Genomic DNA, 22513 nt, shown 5'->3' on the forward strand with positions numbered 1-22513 from the left:
GGTGAAGAAGTGCACAGAATCTACACGAACAAGCCCCTGTTCCACAACTGGCGGGTGCCGATGTGAGTGCTGGCTGGCTTGTTGAAAGCAGTGCTTTCGCCGATAATGCCGCGGCCTTGCTGCAGTCCAAAACCCTACTACCGGACACTCTTCATTGAATATTAGATTCCAACGTGCAGTCGACCATTGGGCCGGAATGCCAATCTGCTGGGTAATTTCGTTGTTCGAACGAGTTCGCCGAATGATCTTCGGCCAACCGGTCGTCGCCCAACCCAGACGCATCCTGATCGTGCTGCTTTCGGAAATGGGCAGCCTGGTATTGGCGCAGCCGATGTTCGCCGACCTGCGCAAGCGCTATCCCGATGCTTCCCTGCATATCCTGATGTTCGCCAAAAACCGCGAAGTGCTGGATTTGCTGGGCGTGATGCCGCCGGAGAATGTCATCACCATCCGGGACAAATCGTTAAGCGGATTTGCGGCAGATACGCTCAGGGCGATCCTGACCATGCGGCGTACCGGCTTCGATGTCGTGATCGATTGCGAGCTGTTCTCGCGGGTGAGCGCCATTTTTTCCTATCTGTCAGGCGCCACAATACACGTGGGATTCCAGCCGCATACGCAGGAAGGCCTGTACCGCGGATCCTTTATCAACCGGCCGGTGCTGTACAACCCCTATCGCCATTTGTCGCAGCAGTTCCTGACGATGGTTGCCGCCATCGGGTCGGAGGGACGGCCACTGGCCAAGGCTGCCGCACACGAGGTGAGCGCGCCGCCGCTACTGCAATTCGCCGAGGGAGAAGTAGCGCGCATCACCGCGCAACTGCACAACGATTTCGCCATCCTGAAAGACAAGAAGCTGGTGCTGGTCTATCCCGATGGTGGCATCCTGCCCATCCGCGCCTGGCCGCCGGCTTCCTACAAGCAGTTGTGCGATGCGCTGTTGCAGGAAGGCTATGCGGTCGCGCTCATCGGCCTGCCCGATGCCAAGCCGCTGGCGCAGGAGATCGTTGCGCACTGCAAACATCCGATGTGTATCGACCTGACCGGCTATACGAAATCGGTGCGACATCTGCTGGCGATCTTTCATCGGGCGTCTTTGCTGGTGACCAATGACGGCGGGCCGGGCCAGTTCGCGGCGCTCACCCCGTTGCCCACGCTGGTGTTCTTCGGGCCGGAGACACCGGCGCTGTACAGCCCGCTGGCGCCCAATATCCATTGCCTGTACACCGCGCTGTCCTGTTCGCCCTGCCTGACCGCCTACAACCACCGCAACTCGCCGTGCGACGGCAACAACCAGTGCCTGCAATCGATCACGCCGGCGCAGGTGCTGGTCAAGGCGCGCGAATTGCTGCAGCAGGGACTCCCCGCATGAGCACGCTGCTGAATTTGCATCTCTCGCTGGCTTCGTTGTTCCGTCGCGTTTTTTCCAAACGCTTCCTGAAATTCGGTACTGTGGGCGCATCCGGTACGGCGGTCAATCTTGGCGTGCTGTATCTGGGGCAGGAGCATTTTTTCAGCACCGTGCAGTCGTCCCAGCTCAAGCTCAATCTGTCGCTGGCACTGGCCATCTTCCTGGCCACCGTGAACAATTTTTTCTGGAACCGCCTGTGGACCTGGGCTGACCGTACACAACATCATCACAAACCCTGGATCGCGCAGTTCTGGCAATACACGCTGGCATGCTGGCTGAGCATCGCATTGCAGATCGTGTTCACCAATTTGCTCGCGCCGCATTTCTTCTACCAGATCGCCAATCTCATCGCCATCGGCCTGACCAGCGTCCTGAACTTTGTGCTCAATGATATCTGGACGTTCGGCCGCCTGAAATTGGTTCGGCACCCCGAGCCGCCGCATAACGATAGTCCATGAACAGGCGGCTGGGAGGACTACATCTGGCGTGGAATGTCCTGGCGCTTGCGCTTGCTGTCTTCGTCTATTTCTACGGCTTGGACAGCCAGCATATTCCCAAGAACGGCGATGAATATCCGTATGAGCACATCACGCGGCTGACTGCGGCGAGCGGGCACCTGTTGCCGCTGCAATCCGAACTCGACGGCATGCGCAACACCAAGCCACCATTGTTGTTCTGGCAGGGCATCGCTTCCACGCATTGGGGGCAGGACTGGGACTTGTGGCACCTGCGCTATCCCAGTGTGATCTATACGCTGCTTACCGCCATGTTGGTATTTCTGCTGGCAGGGAGACTGTCGCGGCAGATGGAAACCGGCTTTGTCGCAGCACTGACTTATCTCACTTTTTTCAGCACCTATCGATACGGCAGACCCTTTCTGGTCAACCCGCCGGAGGTGTTCTGGTTCTTCCTGCCGTTTTTCACGCTGCTGTATTGGCGCCCGTTCAGTTTCGAGTCCCGGTTGTTTGTGCCGCTGTTGCTGGGTCTGGAGATCGGTATCGGCCTGCTGTATAAATCCTTTGCGTTGCTGGCGCCGATAGGTTTGGTTCTGGTCTGGTGGTATCTGCACCAGTGCCGTTATCAATGGCGTGAGTTCATTGTGAAAGAGGCCTACAAGCCGGTATTGGCGGGCATCGTGGCGTTGTCCCTGTTCGCACTATGGTTCGCGTTCGACCCCGATCCGCAATCCGTGTGGCGCGAATTCGTGGTCGGCGAAAACGCGGGCAAATTCGAGGCGCACGGTGCCGGTTACTGGGCACAACTATTGTGGGGTGGAAGCAGTGTCTGGGCATTGCTGCTGGGTTATCCCATGAATGCGGGTCTGCTGGCTTTCCCGGTTGCGGCATTGTTTCTTGTGGCCTACCGGCAGAGGCGCCAGCTTGGCGATGTCGAAAAGATGCTGTGGGTCTGGATGTTTGTCCTGTTCATTGTGTTTGCCGTGCCCAGCCAGCGGTCCGCGCGTTACCTGCTGGAAGCCATGCCGGGAGTGGCAGTGCTGTGTGCGTTGAACTGGCAGCGCATCCCGCGCTGGGTATTTGTAGTCACACTCGTTGCGGCTGATGCAGTGCTTGTTCTACTGGCTTTCCTTGCCCGGAACTTGCAGAACGAGGCAGCCGGAATGTACGGTTGGGGTTATTGGCTGCTGTTGGGCGTGACGCTGGCGCTGGCAATATTTGCGTCATTTTCCCCCAGGTCCACTCGCAGTGTGGCCAATGTGGTGGTGTTGCTTGTCTTCCTGTCCCTGGCTGCATTCTTGCGGCCGTTCGATGGTGCTCTTGGCAGGTACAACGAAGTCGCCCAACGCTATGTTCAGAGCAAAGACGTGTGGGTGCCTTGCAACTTCCGAGCGCATGATGAAGGAGACCGCTTCATGCTTCCCGGTGCCCGTGTGCATGGTTACGACGAGAGCTGGAACCTGAAACCCGCTGACTTGGCAGCGCGCTACCGCTTGTTCGCGTTGCAACTCCCGCTCAACGCCGAACCCTGTGCAGGTTGCCAGGTGATCGGACAGCGACTTGAAATACGCGGAAGGCAAAATGCAGACGAGCTGCGTGCGATGTTCAAGGGGGATGTGTTCCAATACCTTTTCGTGAAAGAATTGCTGGTCGAATCCGCCGTGGTGGATTCCAATATATCCAATACAAACAAGGAAGGGTGCCGTTGATGGTGGATTTAAAGCGCGCCATTACGCTGGTCATCGTCATATTGGCTTTCGGTTCCGGAATGTACAAGGCGAGTCAACAACCCGGCCCAGCCTTTGGATTCCGGCTGCCAGTCATCGATCCGCCTGCTGCAGAACCCGTTGCCGAAAAGAAACCGCCGGTACGAAAAAAGGGCAGACGCCGTTTCCGCAGGGATAATGAGCCGAATGTTGTCGCAGGCCGCTTCGAGAGCCATTTCGCCTCTTCCCGTCTGCATGTGCAGACACATGCGTCTTCACTTGTCGAGCTCAAGGACGGGTGCACCTCCGACACGTTACTGGCGAAGCCAGCCGATTGCGGGAGGAGGTGCGATGCGGCCACTCCCGCACCAGAGGGCTCCGCCCCACCGTGTCGTGGCCGCATCCGCGCCTTCTGGTTCTCCGGCAGCCGAGAAGGTGCGTCGGACGTGACCGTCAACAGTGCGGTGTTCGATCCGGTCAAGGATGAATGGGGTGCCGAGCAGGTAGTGGCCACTCGTGCGAGCACGCAGCGCGCCTTGCATCGTTATATCTCCAAACTGGGCAACCCGGTGGTGGCCCGCGCAGCGGATGGCACATTGCGTCTTTTCTATGTGACGGTATCGATGGGCGGCTGGGCAGGCAGCTCCATCACGATGATGACCTCGAACGACGACGGCGAGACATGGGGCGCGCCGCGCCGCCTGATCACCTCGCCGTTCATCAATATCAGCACCCTGGTGAAAGGCACTCCGTTCCTGTATGCCGACGGATCGATGGGGGTGCCGGCATACCACGAGTCGTTCAGCAAGTTTGCGGAAATCCTGCATCTCGATGCGGCAGGCAATGTGATCGACAAACAGCGCCTGGCCAGTGCCGGACAAGGCACGCTGCAGCCGGTGGTGCTGCTGAAGAGCCCGAACGACGCATTGGTACTGACGCGCTATTCGGGCAAGGACAATCCGCATCTTGCGCGCAGTCTGAGCACCGAAGACGGCGGGCAGCATTGGAGCGGGGTGAAGAAGTCCTCTTTCCCCAATCCAGATGCGGCACTGTCGGCCACGGCACTGCCGGACGGACGGCTACTGGCAGTATTGAACCACCAGGAGCAGGGACGCGACAGTCTGTCGCTGATGCTGTCGACTGACGGCGGCGTCAATTGGAAAGAACTGCGTCGCCTGGAAGAAATGAGCGTGATACGCGACAAGAAACTGGACGAGAAGCAATGCATGCATATCGTGCAGGGGCTGCTTCTGAATTCCGATGCGCGTCTTGCGCTGGTTCCCGAAGCGACGCTGGACGAATACGTGGATTCCGCCAAGGCCAGGGTGCGGGCGGATGGCGGCTGCAACTTCGAGTTTTCCTATCCCTACCTGATCCAGGCGCGCAACGGCGACTTCCATCTCACCTACACCTGGAACCGGGTGTTCATCAAGCACGTCATGTTCGACCAGCTCTGGTTGAACCGTCATTTGAAGAAGGCCAACAATGCAACTGGACACTGATCTGACCGGACTGTTTGGAATCACGCTTGCCATTGTCACGCTGCTGGTGCGCCTGCCGTACGTGAAAGCATTGCCGCTGCCCAGGCGGGCAGGCTTGCTGGTTGCAGCGATCGTGATTGTCTCGATTCCATTGTGGGGCGTTTCGGCGGCAGGTTTTGTGCGCGGCATGACGGGCGACCTGAGCATTTCCACGCTGGTATTGTTGGCGCTGGCATCGGCACGTTCGTTCTCCGGCAAAGTGCTGTTCGGTGACCAGGATCGGCATGCGATGTTGACGACAATCCTGATCGCAGCCGTCCTGTTCTATCCCCTTGCGCTGGGCTTGGGCATGTTCGATCCTTATCGCCTGGGTTACGGTAATCTGTGGTTTATGGCGGCATTGCTGGGACTGGCGGTCTGGGCCGGTTTGCGCTACTCCACGCTGCTCGCGTTATGTATTGCCCTGGCTGTTGCGGCCTGGAGCGCCGGCTGGTACGAATCGCCCAACCTGTGGGACTATTTGCTTGATCCGTGGTTGGCAATCTACGCGCTGGTGGTGCAGTTAAAGACAGGGCTGTCGCGCTGGAGAGGAAACAAGCATGCCTAATTTGAGCCGCAACGACTACCGCACGCTGGGGCTGGCCGCGCTGGGCGGAACGCTGGAATTCTACGATTTCGTCATCTTCGTATTCTTCGCGGGGGCGATCTCGAAACTGTTTTTCCCGCCCGATATGCCGGACTGGCTGAGCCAGACGCAAACTTTCGGCATCTTTGCAGCGGGCTATCTGGCGCGTCCTTTGGGCGGGATCGTGATGGCGCATTTCGGCGACCTGTTCGGACGCAAGCGCATGTTCATGTTGAGCATCCTGTTGATGGCGTTGCCGACGCTGGCCATCGGCCTGCTGCCGACGTATGCGACGATCGGGATAGGGGCGCCTTTGTTGCTGCTGGCCTTGCGTGTTTTCCAGGGGGCGGCCATCGGCGGCGAAGTGCCCGGTGCCTGGGTGTTCGTGTCCGAGCATGTACCCCGGCGCCATGTGGGTTTCGCCTGCGGTACGCTGACTGCGGGGTTGACGGGCGGCATCCTGCTCGGCTCGCTGGTGGCCGGCGCCGTGACCTGTTCCTATACACCTGCCGAATTGCTGGCGGAAGGATGGCGCGTGCCATTCATTCTGGGCGGTGTGTTCGGGCTGGTCTCGGTATGGTTGCGCCAGTACCTTCATGAAACACCGGTATTCAGGGAAATGCAGGCGCGGCAGCAACTGGCTGACGAGTTGCCGCTGAAGACGGTGGTGCGCGAACACCGTCCGGCGGTGATACTCACGATGCTGATGACATGGCTGCTTTCCGCCGCCATCGTGGTGATGATCCTGATGACACCGACCCTGGTGCAGAAGCTGTTTGCGGTACCTGCCGCAATCGCTCTGCAGGCGAACAGCATCGCGACCCTGTTTCTGAGCGTCGGCTGCATCACCTTCGGTGCGCTGGCAGACCGCTTTGGTGCCGGGCGCGTGCTGGCGACAGGCTGCGTGGCGCTGGGTGCCTCTTCCTGGTTGTTCTACAGCCGGATGAGCGTGGCGCCTGCCGATATCAATGTGCTGTACGCACTCAGCGGTTTCTTTGTCGGCGTGATCGGTGTGGTTCCCAGCGTGGCAGTGAAGCTGTTCCCGCCTGCCGTGCGCTTCTCCGGCCTATCCTTCGCCTACAACGTGGCTTATGCCGTGTTCGGCGGACTGACGCCGGTGCTGGTGAGCCTGTTTTTGCGCTTCGATGCCTTGGCGCCAGCGCATTATGTGGTTGCGCTCAGCGTGGCCGGTGTGGGAATGGGGCTGTATCTGCGGCGAAGCGAGCCGGTTATCGGATAGGGCGGCTTTATGCGACAATGCGCGTTCCCGAAAAGAGCGCGTGAATGCGCCGGTTAACACTGCATATTCAGAATAGGAAGTATTTTTGGAAAACCTCAAGCAATTACTCGCATCGGATATGGCGGCGGTGGATGCGGTAATCCGCGCACGTCTGCATTCCGAAGTGGCATTGGTCAATCAGGTCGGCGAATACATCATCAACAGCGGCGGCAAGCGTTTGCGTCCCGCGCTGGTGCTGCTGTCCGCGCAAGCCTTCGGTTATACCGGCAAACACCACCATGATCTGGCGGCAGTGGTGGAATTCATCCATACCGCGACCCTGCTGCACGACGACGTGGTGGATGAATCCGAACTGCGCCGCGGGCGCGAGACTGCCAACGCGCTGTTCGGCAACGCCGCCAGCGTGCTGGTCGGCGACTTCCTTTATTCGCGCTCGTTCCAGATGATGGTGGATGTGGGCGAGATGCGCGTGATGCAGACGCTGGCCGACGCCACCAACGTCATCGCCGAGGGCGAGGTGTTGCAGCTGCTCAACTGCCACGATGCCAGCGTCGATATCCCCAACTACATGCGCGTCATCCACTGCAAGACCGCCAAGCTGTTCGAGGCGGCAATGCGCCTCGGTGCTATCCTCGGCCGGGCATCCGCCGCCGACGAGGAAGCAGCCTCGAAATACGGCATGCATCTCGGCACCGCGTTCCAGCTGATCGACGATGTACTGGATTATTCCGCCGACGAAGCCCAGACCGGTAAACATCTCGGCGACGACTTGGCCGAAGGCAAGCCGACGCTGCCGTTGATATATGCAATGCAGCACGGTACTAGCGAACAGGCTGGCGTGGTGCGCGGCGCCATCGAGCAGGGCGATGTGGGCAAGTTCTCCGAAGTGCTGACGATCATTCGCGATACCGGTGCGCTGGACTTCACGCGGCAGCAGGCTTTGCGCGAAACCGAGGCTGCTTGCGCCGCGATTGCATCGCTTGCCGATACTAAATACAAGCAGTGTCTGTTAGAATTGGCAAACTTTGCCGCGACGCGGCAATTTTAGTTTCACGGCAGACCGTCCGGTCTGCATGAGCGGGGTGTAGCTCAGCCTGGTAGAGTACTGCGTTCGGGACGCAGGAGTCGGAGGTTCGAATCCTCTCACCCCGACCAATCAATTTGGTTCAAAGCAGTTTTTTCCAAATTCCCTGACAGGGAAAGCCAATCAATTTCGTATGGCTACGTGCATAATTCAGCGCGCCCTCTAACCGGGATTTCGGAAAGAGTTGCAGTGCGTGGCTTTCAGATTATTTCGCGCCGGCCTGTTCGAAGGATTTTTCCAGTTGCTCTGATTCCAGTTCAGCCAGCTTTTGAATTAGTTTGGTTTTGGGAATCGGGCGGTGATACAAGTATCCCTGCATGATATTGCAGCCGGCGCGTTCCAGATATCTCGACTGGATTTCTGTTTCAACACCTTCGGCGACCACATTCAAGCCGAGCCCCTTCGCGATGGAGATGATGGCGAGGATGATGGGCGAATGGGCGCTCTCCCAATGGATTTCCTTCACAAATGATTGGTCGATCTTGAGCGTGTGGATCGAGAACCGTTGCAAGTACGCGAGGGAAGAATAGCCGGTGCCGAAATCGTCGATTGCAATGCTCACGCCGAGCTGACACAGTCTGTTGAATTGCTCGATTGCATGGTCGGGGTTGCGTATGAAGGTGTTTTCAGTGACTTCGATTTCTATTTGCTGCGGGGAAATTTCGTGACGTTTCAGCGCGCTGGTCAGCTTTTCAACAAACTTTCCCCGTTCGAGATACTGCGGCGAAAGGTTCAGCGCTACCCTGACCGGTTCGTTCAATGTCGTATTCCACTCGATCAGGTCATTGCATATGGACTCAAGCATCCAGTCGCTGATGGGGATCATGAGGCCGTTTTCTTCAGCAAAAGGCAAAAACTCGCTGGGTGTCAGCAAGCCCCGCTCCGGGTGATTCCAGCGCATCAGGGCTTCTGCGGCCACAATACGACCTGTTGATACATCCACTTGAGGCTGGTAGTACATTTCAAGTTCACCGCGCTCCAGCGCTCTGTGCAGATCTTGCTCGACCACCAGTTTCTGGTGCGATGCATCAACCATTGAGCTGTCATAGAAAGAATGGCCGTTCTTCCCCTGCGCCTTGACGTGGTACATGGCCAGGTCGGCATGCCGCACCAGTTCCTCGATGGATGAACCGTCATCCGGGTACATGGCAATACCGATGCTGGCTGAAATTCGCACTTCGGTGCTGCCGAGGAAGAACGGTTGTTGCAGACAATCGAGAAATTTTTCTGCGATCTCCGCGACGTCCTGCCTGTCCCGCAAGTCGGGGATGGACAATATGAATTCGTCTCCGCCCAAACGGGCCAGCGTGTCACTCCGGCGCAAGCATTCTTTCAATCGAACGGCGACCTGCTGCAAGAGCTCGTCACCCCTGACATGGCCCATCGAGTCGTTGACCAGCTTGAAGCGGTCGAGGTCTATGAACATGACCGCCAGTTTGGTCTCGTTCCGCTGAGATTGAATGATCGACAGGCCCAGGCGGTCCTTGAACAGCACCCGGTTGGGCAGGTCGGTCAGAATGTCGTGATAGGCATGATAGGCGATCAACTCCTCGGCCCGCTTGCGTTCCGTGATATCCCGCGCAACTCCGTAGGTTCCAAGAAACTCGGGGTTGTTTTCGTTCTGGTTCAGCGCGTACATTCCCATTGAGCTGAACGAGATGGTCAGAAGAGAGTTTTCAAATGTCCGGCTTTCGCAATATCCCTTGTGACTCCTGAGTCGCAGCTCGACATTGCGGGAAGCGCGTTCGTCGACTCTGCGTTCTATGAAAACATAGCGGGCCAGTTCATTGTCTTCGTCGTGAACCAGTGAAGAATAGTGTTTGCCTATCAGTTCCTCGCGCGACAATCCGAGCAATTGCTCGACCCGGTTGTTTACAAATGTAAACATGCCTTCGTTGTTCAGCGTGTAGATGATGTCCGGAGAGTTTTCAACGAAATACCGGTAGACTCTTTCGGAACTTTCAAGCTGCCAGGCAAAGCGCTGGTTGTCCGCCTTAAGGTCGCGTTGCTTCAGGACGTTTCCGACCGCTTTGAGAAGTTCTTCGCGGGCATAGGGTTTGCGCAAGTAGTCGAATGCGCCGCGCTTTAATGCTCCGATTGCAGAATCAATATCGTTGTTTCCGCTGACCACGATCACATCCGTGTCCACATCGCTGGAGATGATGAAGTCCATGACCTCACGACCGCTTATGTCCGGAAGGGACATATCGAGGATGACCAGATCAAATTTGCCCTTGCCCAAGTGGTCTATCGCTTCAAAACCGGATACGGCAGTAGCCAGCTGATAACCGCCTGTTTTGAGGAGTTCGCCGAGGCTGCTGAGCATTCTTGGTTCATCGTCAACCAGAAGAACGCGGGACGGCGGCTTGATGTCAATTTGTACTCCCCCGCCACCCAGCAGACCGGAGGTAAAGTTCATGAAGGCCAACTTATGTTCTTCAATAGTGTTCATCATCAACTTACCTCATGTTTCGAGATTTGTTTCGGCTCGCTGCCATAGTTGGCGGTAGCCTCATGAGCGGGAAGGAGAATCTCGAATGTCGTTCCCGATTCTCCGCTACGGCAACTGATAAACCCGTTGATCTTTTTGACCAGTCCCTGGACGATACTCAAGCCCAGTCCGCGATTTTCTCCGCCCTTGCTGCTGCGCACCGGCGAAAACAGGTTAGCCAAAACATCTGCCGGAATTCCAGCTCCGTTATCGCTGATACGCAATTCGATATAGGCGCGACCTTCACGTGTTATGCGCCCATTGTTCCTGACGCCAATTATCCCGCCCTTGGGTAACGCCTCTACCGCATTCTTGATCAGATTCAGGAGTATCTGTTTGAGAGGGTCGGCAGATCCTTGCATCACGTCAGGCTCGTCAGTCGTTTTGACTGCAATTTTCACGGAGGCTGGCAAAAAGCGGCTAACGGAGAATAACCGTACCACATCTTTAAGAACGTTGTTAACCTCCGTTGTATCTTCTTGCGGAGTTGCGTCCGGGTTGGCGAACCCCCCGACTATGCGACTGACCCGGTCGATCTCTTCGTTGAGAATCGATAGTTCTTCGTTGACCGGCTCCTGACGGGTGAGTTTGTCATCAAGGACACCCAAATAATTTTTTATGATCGACAGAGGGTTGTTTACTTCATGGACAATCTTGCGCGATGCTTCCCGATGAGCTTGATTTGTCGCGGCGATGTGTTTTTCGATTTCATTGCGTGCAGCGGTGGATGATTCCAGCGATGCGGCCGCCTGCGTCGCAAAAGATTTGAGGAATCGTTCCTGACTCCAGAGCTCATTAAGCTGCGCCGGTGAAAGTCCCCCTACCAGAACTCCCAGGCAGGATTGCCCGGCAATCAGGGGAATGTAAGCGAGACATTCGGTACCCATGGCCCTGAGCAATTGTGCTTCAACGAGGCCAAGCGAACTGTCGTCGCGTTTGGCAAAGGTAATCCGCCGGTTGGATACCGACTCGGCTATGGTCCCGCCACCCGCCAACGGGATGGAAAATCCGTTTAGCCGCTGTTGGCGATCCCCGATGGGAAAACCTACCAGTGCCTGGGAATTTGCATCTTGCAGGAAGACGACCATGTCCTCGAAGTTGAACAAGACACGCGCTGACCGGGCGATGGATTCGAGCAGATCCTTTCCGCTGCGAATACCCGAAAAAGTCTGGACCGATGCCGACAGCAGAGCCATGTTGCGAACTTCGTCGGCAAGCCTGTCCTCGACCCGGCTCCCGGCAGATTCCTGCGGCACATATTCGCCGGACGGTGTCGCTTGATCGGCCTCGGTCAGGTCAATGCCAAAATAAGTGGCTGCGGTTTTTGTATAAGCATTCACGCTGCTCAGGATGACCTGTATGTCGGTTTCATCAATGCCACACAAAGCGGCAGCCCCCTCCACTGCGGGAGTGTCACTTTTGTAGCTGCCCAGCAGGTGAGCAAGGCAAACGAGACGAATCAGGGGATGAACCGATTGCAACCGGGCAACCGGTTCATGGTGGTAAAGCACGCTGTCGGCCAAAAAGGAATCCAGGTTCCATTGTTCGATGAGCCATGCACCGGCTTCCGCATGGGAAATACCCATGGAGCCGGTTTCGATCGAGCATAGATGTTCATCATCCTCAGCCTTGAAATTGGATGAGTATTCTTGAGGCGCGGCACTTAACAGCGCCAGTCGCCCCACGTCATGCAGCAAGCCTGCAAGATAGGCTTCCTCGCTGCGGGGATAGGACAATTTTTTTGCCAGCTCGCGTGCGATTACCGCGGTTTTAAGGGCGTGCAGCCAGAAGCCGCGAAGATCTGCGCGGTTCAAACGTGAGAAACTGCTGAAAGTTTGAAATACCGATTCGTTGATCACCAGCGTTTTGATCATCTCGATGCCGAGCGTATTGAGCGATTGCGTCAATCCCAACTGGAGACTGCTGTGGCTATAAGCAGAGCTGTTGGCAATGCCCAGGATTCTGGCGGTCATGCCGGCGTCGTGCGCAATGAGCTTCGCTACCTGGCCCATGCCTGCATCATCTCTTTGGCAGAGATCAATTAACTTGACGAGTATCTGAGGCATCGCCGGTAGTCGGGCTACCAACAAGCGATTGCGAATTGATTGATCAGATTTTTGCATGCTTGCGCGTAACCATTGAAAAGTTGCCAGTCAATAATTCACTACGGGATGAATCCCCAATAGATCACTCATGCCATCTAGGCAACTTGTGATCCGCGGTTCGGTTACTTGGCTATACAAAGTAAACCTTTCAATGAAATCGCGCCCTTGGAGTTTAAATCTAACAAAGCCAAGCAAAAAGTCAACAGATATTGGATGTTATTTTTCATTATTATTAAGGAGTTAACGACGCAAGTTAATCCATTTGCTTGATTATGGGAATTGTGATTAATTATTTAGTTAATTAAATTATATGGTTAGCTTATTAACCATGCATTTGTTAAGGGCAATCGGAGTGGCTAAGGAAAATTTGAAATTTCTTCTAAAAAGCTCCAGCCAGCTTCATGGGTAGCTTATCGGCCTGATGCGTATAACAACCGCTCAGCGCCTACATTCATAGGGAATCAAGGCGATTCTGTGTCGGGTAATTTCAACGGGCCGATGTGGGGGAATGGCTGCAAGTCCAAACAGGCCGAGTCAACTATCGAGAACTCAGATTCAAAAAAGTTGTGTTTGAGTGAAGTGAGTAATGGGCAAAACAGGCTGGAAGCAAAGCGGAAAGGCGGCTAACATTCGTCACCGCGATCAGAGTTTGACGCGCCAACCCGATCGCCAAGAACTATGACACCCATTTGGCCTTTTTTTCTCATCAATTACTTCTTGCCCTATGCGCATTCTGATCAGTAACGACGACGGCTACTTTGCGCCGGGTTTGGCATGTTTGTTTCAACATCTTTCCGCTATCGCCGACGTGGTGGTGGTCGCACCCGAACGCGACCGCAGCGGCGCAAGCAACTCGCTCACGCTCAATCGTCCGCTCAATCTGCGCCAGGCATCGAGCGGATTCTACTATGTCGACGGCACGCCGACCGATTGCGTGCACCTCGCCGTTACCGGCATGCTGGATACGCAGCCCGATATCGTGGTGTCAGGCATCAACTCCGGTGCGAATATGGGCGACGACACCATTTACTCCGGTACGGTCGCCGCGGCGACCGAAGGTTTTCTGTTGGGCATTCCCGCCATCGCGATCTCGATGGCGCGGCATGAACCCGTGCATTACGACACGGCCGGCAAGGTTGCGGTGGATCTGGTGCAGCGTTTCATGACGCAGGCGAATTCGCATCCCTGGCTGCTCAACGTGAACGTGCCGGACATTCCGCACGAGCAACTGCAGGGCATGGAAGTCACGCGCCTGGGCAAGCGGCACAAGGCCGAGCCGGCGGTCAAGAGCAGCAACCCGCACGGCCAGCCGGTGTACTGGGTCGGTGCGGCGGGCAAGGCGCAGGACGCGGGCGAGGGCACGGATTTCTTCGCCACGTCGCAACGCCGGGTTTCCATCACGCCGCTGCAGATCGATCTTACCCAATACAACCAGCTGGATGCGGTTCGTTCCTGGATAGGGACGCAAAAGTGAACTTGCGCCACGCCGGCATCGGTATGACTTCTGCGCGCACCCGTGGCCGGTTGATAGAAAGATTGCGTGCCGAAGGTATCCGTGACGAAACGGTATTGGCGGCGATGAGCGAAGTGCCGCGCCATATTTTTATCGACGAGGCCCTGGCGACCCGCGCTTACGACGATGTGTCGTTACCCATCGGACATGGGCAGACGATCTCGCAGCCCTATATCGTTGCACGCATGACAGAAGTGCTGCGCAACGGCAAGCAGCTCAACCGCGTGCTGGAGGTTGGCACAGGCTGCGGCTATCAGGCTGCGGTGCTGGCGAAGGTGGCGAAAGAAGTCTATTCCATCGAACGTATACAACCTTTGTATGAACGCGCCAGAAAAACGCTGCGCGAGCTCAAGATATTCAATGTCAATCTGCGCTATGCGGATGGCGCCACGGGCTTGCCGGATAAGGCCCCGTTCGACGGCATCATCATGGCCTGTGCCGCCCCCGCCCTCTCCGCCGTGCTGCGGGAGCAGCTTGCGGTGGGTGGTAGAATGGTGCTACCGATGGGAACCCAGGAACAATATTTGTATCTGATCGAGCGTGAAGAGACCGGTTTTCGTGAAAGCCGCCTGGAAGCCGTGAAATTCGTACCGTTGGTGATGGGGAAAGCATGAACAGAAAGATTCTGCCGTGGGCAACGTTGACACTGGTCACTTTGCTTGCGGGTTGTGGGACAACCGCTCCGAATGGGCACCGTGCTCCTGTGATGGAATACGGAGCAGATAAAGCGACGCAAACTGCTGCCAAAAAACCTGTGCCGGTCATGGATTCCGCTTACGAGACGGTTACGCGGGTATATGTCGTGCAAAAGGGCGATACGCTTTACAGCATCGCGTTCCTGCATGGCGTGGATTACCGCGACGTGGCTGATTGGAACAAACTGGAAAATCCGGCAGCGATCAAGGTTGGCCAGCAACTGCAACTGCATATACCAGTAGCGGGTTCAGCGCCCAAAGACGTGCCCAGGCCGGTGATGGCTTCGCAAGTTCCCGAGCAGGGCGCAACCAAGAGCTATCCCAAGGTGGGCAAGCTGGTTTATACCGATAATGCCCTGGTGCAGGCAGAACGTTTGCAGAACGAATCGGCGGCATCGGTGGCGGCGACGCCAGTGGTGGCAGCTGCTGTGCCGGTCAGACCGGCGGGCGCATCAACGCACGCAGTGGATAATGAAGAGCCGCTGGAATGGGGCATGCCCACCAACGGCAAGCTGGTCGCCGGATTTTCAGAAAGCGATAACCGCAAGGGTGTGGATATCGTCGGCCAGCGCGGCCAGGCTGTGGTGGCCAGCGCGGCGGGCAAAGTGGTGTACAGCGGCAGCGGATTGCGCGGCTATGGCAAGCTCATCATCATCAAGCACAACAAGACTTATCTCAGCGCTTATGCGCACAATGACCAGATACTCGTGAAGGAAGGCCAGAACGTCAGCAAGGGGCAGAAGATCGCCGAGATGGGCAACACCGATGCCACTCAGGTCGAGCTGCATTTCGAGATACGCAAGTTCGGCAGGCCCGTGGATCCGGCACAGTATCTGCCTTTGATCAAATCTTGAGCGAGGGTTCTCTAAGCGTTACCGATCACAGCCGCGACAGCGCCGGGTTGCGCTACGTCTATCCGGTCGTATCGCGCCGCGCGGGAGGCGTCTCCATCGGCATCAACCTCAATCCGAACAATGCCTGCAACTGGCGCTGCATTTACTGTCAGGTGCCGGATCTGGCGCGCGGCACTGCGCCTCCCGTGGACCTGCCGTTGCTGGAAAAGGAACTCGGCGGGTTTTTGCACGAATTGCAGCACGGCGACTTCATGCAACGCGTGCCGCCCGAAGCACGGCGCATCAACGACATTGCCATCTCCGGCAACGGCGAACCGACCAGTGCGCAGGAATTCGCCGAAGTCATCGAGCTCATCGCCAGGCACAAACCCGCCGATCTCAAGCTTGTGCTCATCACTAACGGCAGCCTCATGCAGCGCGACAACGTGCAACAGGGGCTGCGCCGCATAGCGCAACTCAGCGGCGAAGTCTGGTTCAAACTGGATCGCGCCAGCGAGGAAGGCATGCAGCGCATCAACGACACCAAAACGACGATGGACAAGGTGCGGCAGAACCTGGTTGCCGCAATCGCATGCTGTCCCGATACCTGGCTGCAAACCTGCTGGTTCGCGCTGGACGGCGCAGCACCGGATGCGCAGGACGAAGATGACTATGTGACTTTCATCAAAGGGCTGTTGCGCGGCGGCATCAAACCGCGGGGTGTGCTGCTCTATGGTTTGGCAAGGCCTTCACTGCAGGCTGAAGCACCGCGTTTATCTGCCCTGTCGAGCGAGCTGATGGAAGGTTTCGCCACGCGAATCCGCATGTTGGGCGTGGATGTGAGGGTGACGGTTTAATCAGGGCAATTAAGATAATTGCGATGATGAAACGGGTGACTTGAAATTTACTGTGTGTTGCGGGTCACTGCACGATCCTCAACACAGCTGATTCAGTTACCGTCGGCAATCAATTGATAAACCGCACCCGAAGGCGAACGGCATTCGCCGATGGCGCGTCTGGATTCGAACAGGAACTCGCAGCTCAAGCGTTGTCCCTTGTCGGATACTAGCTGCGCGCGCGCCGAATTGGACGAGTAAGTCGTTTGCGTATCGCGGGGGAAAGACCGCCAGCCTCCGAAGGTTTCAGAATACGCCTCGCCGCTGGCAAAAATGTAGAACCCCTTATACAGCTGTCCATCAACCATCGCTTCAATCAGCTGCCTGCCCGGGAAGAGCATTCCCTTTTGTACCCTGGATTCCGAATCGACAAGCTGAAACGGCAAGGGTTTGGGAGCTGCGCAGCCCGCAGCAGCCGCAACTACAAGCAGGCAGCTGCAAATGGTTTTGAGACGTTTTGTCATTTCAATATCCTTCGCAAAATGGCAGTAATGAAGTCATCAAACGCCTGGCATCAGGGGCAAGTCAAGGCGATGTCCGAATCGCGATTCTATTTGACCGTGCATGCCAAGTCGACCACATCACAAATTGATCGGCATCAGAAGCGTGAGGCCGCAGCCGTCTGTTCCTTTTCGGGAACGCTGATAAAATAAGCAGCATCGATCAATCCCGGGGTGTTCATATGTTGTTGTGGTTCGTCATTGCCTATTGGATCATTTCGGTCGGCATCGGCCTGTATGCCGCCACGCGTGTTCACAATACACGGGATTTCGCCATCGCCGGACGCCACTTGCCTTTCTATATGGTGACCGCAACCGTATTCGCCACCTGGTTCGGTTCCGAAACGGTGCTCGGCATTCCGGCGACTTTCCTCAAGGACGGCTTGCATGGCGTTGTCGCCGATCCGTTCGGCGCGTCCATGTGCCTGATCCTGGTCGGGCTGTTTTTTGCGGCGCCGCTGTACCGCATGAACCTGTTGACCATAGGCGATTTCTACAAGAAGAAATTCGGTCGCAGCGTCGAGGTGCTCACCACTATCGCCATCGTGATCTCATACCTCGGCTGGGTGGGTGCGCAGATCACGGCGCTCGGCCTGGTGTTCAATGTAGTATCCGGCGGCGAGATCAGCAAGGTCATGGGGATGTGGATAGGATCCGGCACGATCCTTATTTATACCTTCTTCGGCGGCATGTGGGCGGTGGCGATCACCGACTTCATCCAGATGATCATCATCGTCATCGGCATGCTGTTTATCGGTTTCGAGATCAGCGGCGAGGTTGGCGGCGTGGGCACGGTTGTCCATCATGCGCTGGATGCCGGTAAGTTCCAGTTCTGGCCCGCTCTGGATGCCAAGGAGATCATCGGCTTTGCTGCCGCGTGGATCACCATGATGTTCGGCTCGATCCCGCAGCAGGATGTGTTCCAGCGCGTGCAGTCGGCGAAAACGGAGAGGATCGCGGTGTGGGCTTCGGTGTCCGGCGGCGTCCTGTATTTCCTGTTCGCCTTCGTGCCGATGTTCCTGGCCTACTCGGCCACGCTGATCGACCCAAAGATGGTGAACGAACTGATCGATACCGATCCGCAGATGATACTGCCGCGCCTGATCCTGCGTCCCGAAGTGCACCTGTTTTTCCAGGTGATGTTCTTCGGCGCCTTGCTTTCCGCGATCAAAAGTTGCGCTTCGGCCACCCTGCTGGCGCCCTCGGTGACGTTCAGCGAGAACATCCTCAAGCCTATGCTCGGGCACAAGCTGTCGGATCGGCATATGCTGCACATCATGCGCGGCGTGACACTGGCGTTTACCGTGGTTGTCACTCTTTATGCGATGAACTCCAAGTCCAGCATCTTCAAGATGGTCGAGAACGCCTATCAGATCACGCTGGTCATGGCTTTCGTTCCGCTCGTAGCGGGACTATTCTGGCAGCGCTCCACCACCCAGGGAGCGCTGGCAGCGATTTTCAGCGGCCTGTCGGTATGGCTGTCCATCCTGATTTTCGGGCCTGAAGACCCGTTTTTCCCGGCCCAGTTTGCCGGTGTCATTGCCAGTGCCATTGCCATGGTTATCGGTTCATTGTTGCCCAGCATCGTGGCCAGACCCCTGCCGCAGGTGCCTGAACATGCGGGGTTGCATCACCTCGCGGCCAGCCATACCGAGCATGTGGCCGAACATCCGCATCACCACCCGAGCCATCAAAGCGACCATTAGTCACAACTGTCATGTTATTGTCATAATTCTTTCATACCATCGCAAGCCAAGTGACATGAAACCGATGGAGAAATGATGACGACCGCGAACATACTGATAGTGGAAGACGAACCGGCGATCCAGGAACTGCTGGCATTCAACGTGGCTCAATGCGGCTTCCGCGCTACTCAATCTTATGACGTGCCCTCCGCATTGGCCGAGATCAACCGCGCATTGCCCGATCTCATCCTGCTCGACTGGATGCTGCCAGGCACTTCAGGCGTCGAATTGGCGCGGCGCTTGCGTGCCGACCAGCGTACACGCGATATCCCCATCATCATGCTCACCGCCCGCACCGACGAGCGCGACAAGATACTCGGGCTGGAATCCGGCGCCGACGACTATATAACCAAGCCCTTTTCGCCGCGCGAACTCATGGCGCGCATCCGTGCCGTGTTGCGCCGCCGTGCGCCGCAAATGAGCGAAGAGACGGTGCGAGTGGAAGGAGTTGAACTCTCGCCGACCACGCATCGTGTCAGCGCCAACGGCCAGATCGTCGATCTTGGGCCGACAGAATTTCGCCTTCTGCACTTCTTCATGACACATGTCGAACGTGTATACAGCCGCGCCCAGTTGCTTGACCAGGTCTGGGGCGACCATGTATTTGTGGAAGAGCGTACTGTGGATGTCCATATCCGTCGCCTGCGTCAGGCTCTGGAACCTTCCGGCCTGGACAACCTGGTGCAGACTGTACGCGGCAGCGGATATCGCTTTTCCAGGGAATAACTTGCGCCGAACTCACGATTCGCCTCGCACCGTATAATGCTGCCAGTCAATTTCTAAGGTTTGATAGTGAGCGATTTCTGGCGGCGCGCTTCCATTTTTCCGGTCTATCTGTTCCTGATTGCATTGTTGCTCTGGCTGACGGCGGGAGCCATGCCAGCCGCACTGGTTTTTGGCATTGGTATGACCCTCCAGTATTTTGCCCATTTGCGCAACCTCGCCGCTTTCAACCGATGGCTATCCGACCCGGATACGCGGGCAGTGCCGGACGGCACGGGTCTGTGGGTGGATGCTTTTTCGCAACTTAACAAGCTGACCAAGCGCCGCCGCAAGGAACGCGAGCAACATGCTGCTGCGCTGCTTCAGATGGAACAGGCCACCTCGGCCTTGCCCGAAGGTGTGGTGATACTGGGTGAGGGAGACCGGATCGAATGGTGCAACCCGCAGGCAGAACATCATTTCGGTCTGGATGGAGATCGCGACGTCGGGCAGCAGATCACCTACCTCGCACGCCAACCTGAATTCGTGCAATACCTCGCGCGGAACAGTTTTGCCGAACCGCTGGTGTTGCGCGGCATGCGGCATGACGACCTCGTACTCTCAATCAAGCTGATTGCCTACGGCAGCAGCAAGCGCCTGCTCATCAGCCGCGACATCACCCATCTGGAACGCATCGAGACGATGCGCCGCGATTTTGTTGCCAACGTTTCGCACGAATTGCGCACCCCCCTGACCGTGGTCAACGGCTTCGTCGAGACGATGCAGGATATGCCAAGCCTGGAGAATGATATGGCCAGACGCGCCTTGCAGCTGATGGGCGACCAGACCAAGCGAATGGAGAATCTGGTGAACGATCTGCTGACCCTGTCGCGGTTGGAGAACGAGCAGAACATATTGCACGAAGAAACAGTGGATGTGCCCGCTTTGATGAACACCTTGCTCGAAGAAGGGCGCGTGCTGAGCAATGGACAGCATCAACTCAAGCTTGAGATCGAAAGCGGCTCACGACTCAGCGGAAGCATCAGCGAATTGCACAGCGCCTTCGGCAACCTGGTCACCAACGCCATTCGCTACACGCCACCCGGGGGCGGTATTCAGTTGCGCTGGTATGAGCAGCCCGACGGCCATATGGTGTTCTGCGTAAGAGACAGCGGAATTGGCATTGCGCCCCAACATATATCGCGCCTGACAGAACGGTTCTATCGTGTCGATCGCAGCCGTTCGCGCGAGACCGGCGGCACCGGCCTGGGGCTAGCTATCGTCAAGCACATCGCCATGCGTCATCAGGCACAACTCAATATTGCCAGTGAAGAAGGAAAGGGCAGTACCTTCAGCATCGTTTTCCCGGCGAAGCGGCGAATACCGGAAGAGGATCCGACCGCGATAAGCTAACTCGCCGGTGTGAAACTGACGCGTTCGTAGTCGCCGCCCTTGTCCAGACTGAAACCCAGTATCACGCTCAGGTTCGGATTTTCCTTCAAGGCGAGGTCGATGCGGCGTCCGGCCTGGAACCAGTCTCGCGGGAGGACAATGCTGGCAGGGATACGCAGCCTGGGTATTTCCGGCAGCATCAGCGCAGCTGCCGCACTGGTAAGCAGGTTGCCGCAGGAATTTCCGCGCACGATCATGGTTTGCGGACTGCCCGGCAGGTAGCGCACACCGATGTAGAGTTGTCCGCTACGCGCAACGCTGACCAGCGAGATCACTCCCACCTTGTAGGCTTTCGTTTCGGGATTGTGCACGCAGACGATCTGGTTCAGCCCCAGCCTTTCGCCGGTATTCAATTTGCGCAACAGGCGCCCTTGCAGCAATCCATCATCTTCCACCAGCCATGTCTCGGACAGAAAGCCGACTTCCAGCAGGTTGTGGCGATCGGTCTGGTCCAGCACACGACCGAAAGTCTCGATCTGTTTCTGCGCTTCCTTGTCCGCGATACCGGCGATGCTCGGCGCCTTGAACGGCTTGCGCGAGATATGCGCGTAGATGTTTTCCAGGCCGAAGCACAGTTCCGCAACGGGTACATCGCGCGGCTCGTCCATCAACGATTCGGCGCGTTGTTCGCACCAGCACGCATGCAGGCGGTTCAGGAGTTCTATACAGTCATTGCTGTTCAGCTCGTCCCCGAGCTCATTTTGCTGCGGGGTTTGGCCCTGCAGCAGCAGAATGGTTTTGACCCGGATCAGTTTGGACAAGGGAACCATCGCCAGAAAGCGCATGCTGGCAGCACTGGTGGCCCGGTGTATTGAGACCAATCCGCGTGACCCGGCCAGATCGACAGCCAGCGGCGGCGCATCTTCCCGGGTCATGCTGCAATTTGGCTCGATGTTGAAAGTGTCTCCCCAGTATTCCAGCCAGCGATCGACGATATGCCATTGGACTCGCGTGAGGCTGAGCAAACGTGCGCGATGCAGCAACAACGATTTGACGTAGAGCATGAGGCAGGAGACCGGGCGGCCCGTACGGTTGAATTTATCGGCGACAGGCGTCTGCTGGAATCCCCGTTCCTCGATATATGCGTAGATCATGTGGAAGCGTTGCCAGGATTGTCCGTCCGGCTCGCATCCTGCACGCAGGAACTCCCCGAGCTGCAATCCGCTGTAAAGCAGGCAGCGGTGAGAAATCAGCGCTGCATCGGATGCGAGCGTGGTATCTCCCGCATCCCAGGATTGCATGCAGCGCAGGTAACCGTTGAGCATGCTTTGCCACAAGCTGGTAAGGGCGACGAGCGTGGTGAAATCCTCGTCGGCGAGCGGCAACTTTTTTCCGAACAGTCTTTTTGAGAAATCGTCCTGAACGATATTCACGGTCTCGCGCAATGCCTCCAGCGTCTGCAGGCGGTCCTTGCCGCGCAGGGGAAAGCGGTTGAATTCATCCAGTTGGGCGCGCAGCGTGCCATGCGCAAGGCTCAGGTTGGTCAGCTGGAACTGGCTCAACCACCTGGTGCAAGAATCCGCATTTTTGAAGGCGGGGCTGGCAAGATCGTCAGTCGGTTCCAGAGGCAGCATTTTCA

18 protein-coding genes and 1 tRNA gene are annotated in these 22513 nt (G+C 56.9%); 15 read left to right on the forward strand and 4 right to left on the reverse strand.

Features of this window, described 5'->3' with window-relative positions:
* The first annotated feature begins 241 nt into the window (after window positions 1-241).
* The 8 genes from QOY30_RS01225 to QOY30_RS01260 all read left to right on the forward strand — a co-directional run bounded on the left by QOY30_RS01225 (window position 242) and on the right by QOY30_RS01260 (window position 8073).
* Window positions 242-1372 carry a glycosyltransferase family 9 protein gene (locus QOY30_RS01225; RefSeq protein WP_283742825.1) on the forward strand — a complete coding sequence of 377 codons (1131 nt, stop codon included), beginning with the start codon at window positions 242-244 and terminating at the stop codon, window positions 1370-1372.
* Window positions 1369-1869 (forward strand): GtrA family protein, encoded by a 501-nt coding sequence (locus tag QOY30_RS01230; protein ID WP_283742826.1) that lies wholly within the window; start codon window positions 1369-1371, stop codon window positions 1867-1869. The genes QOY30_RS01225 and QOY30_RS01230 overlap by 4 nt, the downstream gene beginning before the upstream one ends.
* On the forward strand, window positions 1866-3575 hold the full coding sequence (locus QOY30_RS01235; protein ID WP_283742827.1) for an ArnT family glycosyltransferase: 1710 nt from the start codon (window positions 1866-1868) through the stop codon (window positions 3573-3575). Before QOY30_RS01230 ends, QOY30_RS01235 begins: the two co-directional genes overlap by 4 nt.
* The gene (locus QOY30_RS01240; RefSeq protein ID WP_283742828.1) at window positions 3575-5074 is read left to right on the forward strand and encodes a sialidase family protein; all 1500 of its coding nucleotides are present in this window, start codon (window positions 3575-3577) and stop codon (window positions 5072-5074) included. The genes QOY30_RS01235 and QOY30_RS01240 overlap by 1 nt, the downstream gene beginning before the upstream one ends.
* On the forward strand, window positions 5058-5660 hold the full coding sequence (locus QOY30_RS01245) for a hypothetical protein (RefSeq protein WP_283742829.1): 603 nt from the start codon (window positions 5058-5060) through the stop codon (window positions 5658-5660). The genes QOY30_RS01240 and QOY30_RS01245 overlap by 17 nt, the downstream gene beginning before the upstream one ends.
* Window positions 5653-6918 (forward strand): MFS transporter, encoded by a 1266-nt coding sequence (locus QOY30_RS01250; RefSeq protein WP_283742830.1) that lies wholly within the window; start codon window positions 5653-5655, stop codon window positions 6916-6918. The genes QOY30_RS01245 and QOY30_RS01250 overlap by 8 nt, the downstream gene beginning before the upstream one ends.
* An 85-nt stretch (window positions 6919-7003) precedes the next feature.
* Window positions 7004-7966: an octaprenyl diphosphate synthase gene (ispB, locus tag QOY30_RS01255; RefSeq protein WP_283742831.1), complete on the forward strand. Its 963-nt coding sequence runs from the start codon at window positions 7004-7006 to the stop codon at window positions 7964-7966.
* 30 nt (window positions 7967-7996) lie between these two features.
* A tRNA-Pro gene (locus QOY30_RS01260) sits at window positions 7997-8073 on the forward strand.
* A 134-nt stretch (window positions 8074-8207) separates the two neighbouring features.
* On the opposite strand, the gene QOY30_RS01265 is transcribed toward QOY30_RS01260, so the two are convergent.
* Together QOY30_RS01265 and QOY30_RS01270 are read right to left on the reverse strand one after the other, a co-directional pair.
* The gene (locus tag QOY30_RS01265; RefSeq protein WP_283742832.1) at window positions 8208-10457 is read right to left on the reverse strand and encodes an EAL domain-containing protein; all 2250 of its coding nucleotides are present in this window, start codon (window positions 10455-10457) and stop codon (window positions 8208-8210) included.
* Entirely contained in the window at window positions 10457-12616 is a 2160-nt protein-coding gene (locus QOY30_RS01270) for an HDOD domain-containing protein (protein WP_349496669.1), read from the reverse strand. Before QOY30_RS01270 ends, QOY30_RS01265 begins: the two co-directional genes overlap by 1 nt.
* Window positions 12617-13322: 706 nt before the next feature.
* Between QOY30_RS01270 and surE the strand changes: the two genes are divergently transcribed.
* Genes surE through QOY30_RS01290 form a run of 4 tightly spaced genes read left to right on the forward strand, consistent with a single transcriptional unit; the run spans window position 13323 to window position 16496 of the window.
* Window positions 13323-14072, forward strand: a complete 750-nt coding sequence (gene surE / locus QOY30_RS01275) for a 5'/3'-nucleotidase SurE (RefSeq protein WP_283742834.1) — start codon at window positions 13323-13325, stop codon at window positions 14070-14072.
* Complete coding sequence (locus tag QOY30_RS01280; protein WP_349496670.1) at window positions 14069-14725, forward strand: protein-L-isoaspartate(D-aspartate) O-methyltransferase; 657 nt, start codon at window positions 14069-14071, stop codon at window positions 14723-14725. The genes surE and QOY30_RS01280 overlap by 4 nt, the downstream gene beginning before the upstream one ends.
* The gene (locus tag QOY30_RS01285) at window positions 14722-15660 is read left to right on the forward strand and encodes a peptidoglycan DD-metalloendopeptidase family protein (protein ID WP_283742835.1); all 939 of its coding nucleotides are present in this window, start codon (window positions 14722-14724) and stop codon (window positions 15658-15660) included. The genes QOY30_RS01280 and QOY30_RS01285 overlap by 4 nt, the downstream gene beginning before the upstream one ends.
* The gene (locus QOY30_RS01290) at window positions 15657-16496 is read left to right on the forward strand and encodes a radical SAM protein (protein WP_283742836.1); all 840 of its coding nucleotides are present in this window, start codon (window positions 15657-15659) and stop codon (window positions 16494-16496) included. Before QOY30_RS01285 ends, QOY30_RS01290 begins: the two co-directional genes overlap by 4 nt.
* Before the next feature lie 92 nt (window positions 16497-16588).
* Here the strand turns inward: QOY30_RS01290 and QOY30_RS01295 are convergent, their stop codons facing one another.
* Window positions 16589-16999, reverse strand: a complete 411-nt coding sequence (locus QOY30_RS01295) for a hypothetical protein (RefSeq protein WP_283742837.1) — start codon at window positions 16997-16999, stop codon at window positions 16589-16591.
* Window positions 17000-17217: 218 nt separating this feature from the next.
* On the opposite strand from QOY30_RS01295, the gene QOY30_RS01300 reads away from it, so the two are divergent.
* The 3 genes from QOY30_RS01300 (at window position 17218) to phoR (ending at window position 20895) form a co-directional block, all read left to right on the forward strand.
* Complete coding sequence (locus QOY30_RS01300; protein ID WP_283742838.1) at window positions 17218-18741, forward strand: high affinity choline transporter 1; 1524 nt, start codon at window positions 17218-17220, stop codon at window positions 18739-18741.
* 75 nt (window positions 18742-18816) lie between these two features.
* Window positions 18817-19506 (forward strand): phosphate regulon transcriptional regulator PhoB, encoded by a 690-nt coding sequence (gene phoB / locus QOY30_RS01305; protein WP_283742839.1) that lies wholly within the window; start codon window positions 18817-18819, stop codon window positions 19504-19506.
* Between the two features lie 66 nt (window positions 19507-19572).
* Window positions 19573-20895: a phosphate regulon sensor histidine kinase PhoR gene (gene phoR, locus QOY30_RS01310; RefSeq protein WP_283742840.1), complete on the forward strand. Its 1323-nt coding sequence runs from the start codon at window positions 19573-19575 to the stop codon at window positions 20893-20895.
* Here the strand turns inward: phoR and QOY30_RS01315 are convergent.
* Window positions 20892-22508 (reverse strand): cyclic-di-GMP receptor FimW-related protein, encoded by a 1617-nt coding sequence (locus QOY30_RS01315; RefSeq protein WP_283742841.1) that lies wholly within the window; start codon window positions 22506-22508, stop codon window positions 20892-20894. The two genes, phoR and QOY30_RS01315, sit on opposite strands and share 4 nt — an antisense overlap.
* Window positions 22509-22513 lie beyond the last annotated feature (5 nt).

The sequence above is a fragment of the Sideroxydans sp. CL21 genome, from assembly GCF_902459525.1.
GTDB lineage: Bacteria > Pseudomonadota > Gammaproteobacteria > Burkholderiales > Gallionellaceae > Sideroxyarcus.